Genomic DNA, 5,245 nt, shown 5'->3' with positions numbered 1-5,245 from the left:
CTAGCAGTGGCAGCAGCGGCAGCATCATCGTCTGTACATGCATTGGAAGTTTATAACGATGGCACTAACACTTTCTCTGTTGGTGGCCGTTTGGCAGCAAGTGCTCGTTTCTCTGATGGTGACTCTGAACTTCGTAACCAGTCTTCTCGTATCAACTTCGGCTATACCCATGCCCTAGAAAGTGGCTGGGATATTGGTACCCGTGCAGAGTGGGCATACGATGCACTAGCAAACAGCGGCGAAGGTAGCCATGTTTCAAACCGTTTGGGTTACATCACTGCTGACAACGAAGACTTCGGTAACTTCACTCTTGGTAAAGCCTGGTCTGTTCATTACGACGTAACCGGCAAAACAGATATCTTCTGGGTATACGGTGGTGACACAGCTGGTAACTATGACGGTATTTCTGGCGACGGTGGTGTACATGGTACAGGCCGTGCGGATGACGTAATCCAGTACCGCAACAACTTCTACGGCGTTCAGGTTGGCCTACAGTACCAATTCCAGGATTCAAACCTTTCACGAGATGAGCAAGGTAACATTACTGGCGGCTACGACCGCGACTACGGCTACCAGGCAATGCTAGGTTATGACTTCGATACCGGTATGGGTATCGTGGGTGTTAGCGGTGTGTACGGCGAGACTAAGTTCGACGACCGCGCAGACGCGAAAGTTGCGAACGGTGTGATTACTTATGAAAATGAATCGCTATACCTAGCTGCTAACTACGGCCAGTTCCGTAACCACCAAACAGCGACGGGTGATGTATTCGGTGACGCTAAAACATCTGGCGGTACCAACAATACAATCAAAGAAGCAACAGGCCTAGAACTTGCTGCAACTTATGATATCAACCAATTCCAACTTCTAGCCGGCTATAACCAGCTTGAAGATGACAACACATCCGCTAAGCATGCTTACACAACGCTAGGCGTCGCTTACTTCACAGGCCCAGTCATTCTTGCGGCTGAATACCAAATTGATGCAAGCAGTAAAAATGCATTCGGCTCAGATGCAGGCCTAGATGACGAACTTGCTTTGCTAGTACGTTACAACTTCTAACAGCTAACTTCTGTTTCGCTAAATTGTGTTCATTGTCGTCGAAGAGACTTGACGAATTTTTATTTCGGGCACCAGGACGGTGCCCCTTTTTATTTCACACCTAGCACTTGTTATTTCACATCCCCGCCTTCACTTTACATCGAAACTAAAATAGGTCTCAGGATATGGCTCTTCCGCTAAGGTAAAATGCCACCACTCTTCTTTAAGCGGTTTAAAGCCATGTTTTAACATGATGGCCTGTAATAGCATTCTGTTAGCCCTTTGCTGTGCCGAACTTTTCGGGGAGTTGGGCCACGATGCCTTACCAAAATAATCCCAGCTTGTTCCCATATCCAAATCTTCACCACTAGCAATATCAATCAAGGTAAGATCCACCGTACTCCCTCTCGAATGGCCAGATTTAGCCGCAATATAGCCATCCCGGAATAAGTGCTTTTTTTCGACTGTCGGGTAATATTTTTCTTTCATACGGGTATCGGACAAATCCACAGCCCAACGAACAAAATGATCCACCGCAGGCTGTGGACGATAAGCGTCGAACACTTTCAAGCCTAATCCAAATGCCTTTAAGTCTTTCTGGACTTCCGCTAATGCCGACGCTGTCTGCTCTGTACTGATCGCTTTCGCAGCTCTATAGCCGCTTATTCGTTCGCCAACGAAGTTATCACTGGTGAAATAGCGAATATCGACAACTATCGTCGAGTCGACGTGCTGGATATCAACAAAGCCATCAGGCAGTGACTCAGCGTTAGAAAAGGTGCTCATTAGAAAACCGAGCACGAGGGATGAGATAAAAACTAAGCAGGCACTCTTTGACATATTCACTCCTCCTTGGGTATCGATAAAACTGTAGTGCAATTCACCTAAGCGAAAAGCAGCACCCTGAAATTTTAGAGCAGTACATAATTTTGATGAAAACATGTCATTTATTACATTCAGTATTCAGCTATAAGTTGGCTTTAAAATCAACATGCTAGCGATACTTTGCAATGGCTGATTTTTACAGCTGTCGAGCGTTTTGATCACATTTCACCAATCCCGTTTACAACCAATCTATCTATAAAAATGGCCCGTATTATCGATTGGTTACAAAGGCGGATAATCGTCTTGTCAAGACTTGAAGATCTTGCGGGTTAGTGGTTTGATCTGCGCCTTGCTGGTTTTCACCCACCATGCTCAACTGGGTGAGTAAGCTTAAAATAAGGCTGGGTAGCTTTACTTTTTTGCTGGCAGCAACACAACATGATAACAGTAAGGTGCATTCATAATGGCGAAATCCCCAACCGCTCCGGAAGTCTCTCAAGCCGTCGATATCGAGTACCAATCCACATCAATGGAAATTTGGGACAGCAAGTATCGTCTGAAATCAAAGCATGGAGACGCTATTGATGTCACGCTTGACGACACTTTCAAACGCGTTGCCCGCGCATTGGCAGATCTAGAAAACGATGACACGAAAGATCATTGGTACAACGAGTTCCTTTGGGCACTTCGTAACGGGGCAATTCCTGCGGGACGTATCACCTCAAATGCAGGTGCATTCGAACACAAGCCCGCAACATCAACCATTAACTGTACCGTGTCTGGCACCATTGAAGATTCAATGGATGATATCCTGGGCAAAGTCCATGAAGCAGGCCTCACCCTGAAGGCAGGCTGTGGTATCGGCTATGACTTCTCAACCCTACGTCCACGCGGTGCTTTCGTGTCTGGCGCAGGCGCATACACATCTGGCCCACTTTCTTTCATGGATATCTATGACAAGATGTGTTTTACCGTCTCTTCTGCCGGTGGTCGTCGCGGAGCACAAATGGGCACCATGGATATCCGCCACCCGGATATCATCGATTTCATTCGCGCCAAGCGTGAAGATGGTCGCCTTCGCCAATTCAACCTGTCGCTGCTAATCAACGAAGACTTCATCGAAGCAGTTAAAAACGACGGTTCTTGGCAGCTTATTTTCCCAATCACGGCGAAAGAAGCCAAACAGGACAAGCTGGACCTAGATAACGACGACAGCATTGTCTGGGCTGACTGGCCGACCAAAACAAATCTGGTTGAAGATGCAGAGGGCCGTGTTGCGTGTAAAGTGTACCGTACCCTTCCTGCTCGTAACCTGTGGAATGTCATCATGACATCCACCTACGACTACGCCGAGCCGGGCTTTATCCTGATCGATAAAGTCAACCAGATGAACAACAACTGGTTCTGTGAAGAGATCCGCGCGACCAACCCATGTGGTGAGCAACCACTACCACCTTACGGTGCTTGCTTGCTGGGCTCAGTTAACCTGACTAAGTTTGTCCGTGAGCCATTTACTGACAATGCCCACTTCGACTGGGATGCCTACCGCAAGGTTGTGGCTATCTTTACCCGTATGCTGGATAACGTAGTAGAAATCAACCAGCTTCCGCTTGAGAAGCAACGCCACGAAATCACCAGCAAGCGACGTCACGGTATGGGCTTCTTGGGCCTAGGCTCAACCACCACTATGCTCAAGCACAAATACGGCAGTGCAGCCTCTGTTGCCTTTACCGAGCAAGTTGCTCAGGAAATGGCGATTACTGGTTGGAAAGAAGGCCTCAAGCTAGCCAAAGAAAAAGGCGTAGCACCTGTGATGGACCAAGAGTTCGAAATCACAGCCAAGATGCTTCGCCTTCGCCCTGAAATGGCAAAAGACGGCATTCAAGTCGGTGACAAGGTGAAAGGTAAAGTCCTTCACGCCAAATACAGCCGCTACATGCAACAGGTTAGCGAGATTGAACCTAAGTTGGTTGACGATCTTGCGAAACACGGTTGCCGCTTTACGCACCACAGCTCAATTGCACCAACAGGAACCATTTCCCTGTCTTTGGCTAACAACGCTAGTAACGGTATTGAACCAAGCTTTGCGCACCACTACACCCGCAACGTTATCGTCCCGGGTAAAAAGTCAAAAGAGAGTGTGGATGTTTACAGCTTCGAATTGCTAGCCTACCGCAAGCTGGTTAACAAAAAGGCGATGCCTTACACCACCGATGAAGAGTGCCAGCTACCGGAATACTTCATTACTGCCGATGACATTACACCGAGCCAGCACGTAGAAGTACAGGCAGCAGCCCAGCGCTGGATTGATTCGTCTATCTCGAAAACAGCCAACGTACCAACTGACTTCCCGTTCGAGGACTTCAAAGACATCTATATGGATGCCTACGACAAGGGCTTGAAAGGTTGTACGACTTTCCGTTTCAACCCAGAAGTGTTCCAAGGCGTATTGGTGAAAGAGAAAGATCTTGAAAACACCACCTATGTCTTCACCCTTGAAGATGGCTCAACGTTTGAAGCCAAAGGTAACGAAGAAATCGAGTATGATGGCGAAACACACACCGCCGCAAACCTTTATGATGCCTTGAAAGAAGGCTACTACGGTAAATTTTAAGGTATAGGTTAGAAAGACATGACAAAGAAAATCGACGGTAAGATTGTTGCCTTCAAAGTAAAGAGCCAAGAGCAAGAAGCACCGCAGGCAGCACCTGCACCCGCTGTTCCTGAATATGAAGTGCAGCACATGCATGAAGACATGCAGCGCCCAGAGAAACTGCTTGGGACGACCTACAAACTAAAGACACCTGAGCATATCTCGGAGCACTCGCTGTTCATCACGATAAATGATGTTGTGCTGAACGAAGGTACCGAGCATGAAGTGCGCCGTCCGTTTGAAGTCTTCATCAACTCCAAGAGCCTTGAGCACTTCCAGTGGATTGTTGCCCTAACCCGCATCATGTCTGCGGTATTCCGCAAAGGTGGCGACTGCACCTTCCTGGTTGAAGAGTTGCGCTCTGTCTTTGACCCTCGTGGTGGTTACTGGAACAAAGGTAAGTATGTCCCTTCCCTCATTGCAGAGATCGGTAACGTAATCGAGCAACACCTGACTGAAATCGGTATGCTGGGTAAGCCAGAAGTTGATGAGCACCAGCAGGCGTTCCTTGACGCCAAAAAAGCGGAGCTTGAAGGTAAAAAAGAAGAAGTTGAGGAAGAATCTAGCAGCTTCCCACCTAGCGCGACACTTTGCTACAAGTGCCATAACAAGTCGGTGATCGTCAAAGACGGTTGCCAGACCTGTTTGAACTGTGGTGATTCTAAGTGCGGTTAAACGCCACTTTACACTAATGCTGAGAGCCGCCAACTGGCGGCTTTTTTATTC

At 47.8% G+C, this 5,245-nt stretch carries 4 protein-coding genes; 3 read left to right on the top strand and 1 reads right to left on the bottom strand.

What is annotated here, in order from left to right; genetic code table 11:
• Nucleotides 1-1,062, top strand: a 1,062-nt coding sequence (locus tag BIZ37_RS29390; protein WP_187464559.1) for a porin, incomplete at its 5' end; no start/stop codon positions are given.
• A 129-nt stretch (nt 1,063-1,191) separates the two neighbouring features.
• Here BIZ37_RS29390 and BIZ37_RS29385 read toward each other — a convergent pair.
• The gene (locus tag BIZ37_RS29385) at nt 1,192-1,827 is read right to left on the bottom strand and encodes a M15 family metallopeptidase (RefSeq protein ID WP_222939891.1); all 636 of its coding nucleotides are present in this window, start codon (nt 1,825-1,827) and stop codon (nt 1,192-1,194) included.
• 502 nt (nt 1,828-2,329) lie between these two features.
• On the opposite strand from BIZ37_RS29385, the gene BIZ37_RS29380 reads away from it, so the two are divergent.
• Nucleotides 2,330-4,480: an adenosylcobalamin-dependent ribonucleoside-diphosphate reductase gene (locus BIZ37_RS29380; protein WP_187464557.1), complete on the top strand. Its 2,151-nt coding sequence runs from the start codon at nt 2,330-2,332 to the stop codon at nt 4,478-4,480.
• Between the two features lie 18 nt (nt 4,481-4,498).
• On the top strand, nt 4,499-5,194 hold the full coding sequence (locus tag BIZ37_RS29375) for an NrdJb (protein WP_107297904.1): 696 nt from the start codon (nt 4,499-4,501) through the stop codon (nt 5,192-5,194).
• Nucleotides 5,195-5,245 lie beyond the last annotated feature (51 nt).

This window comes from Photobacterium sp. BZF1 (genome assembly GCF_014349205.1).
Lineage (GTDB): Bacteria > Pseudomonadota > Gammaproteobacteria > Enterobacterales > Vibrionaceae > Photobacterium.
Note: the sequence above shows the minus strand (reverse complement) of the source record. Positions and strands in the feature narration are given on the sequence as shown.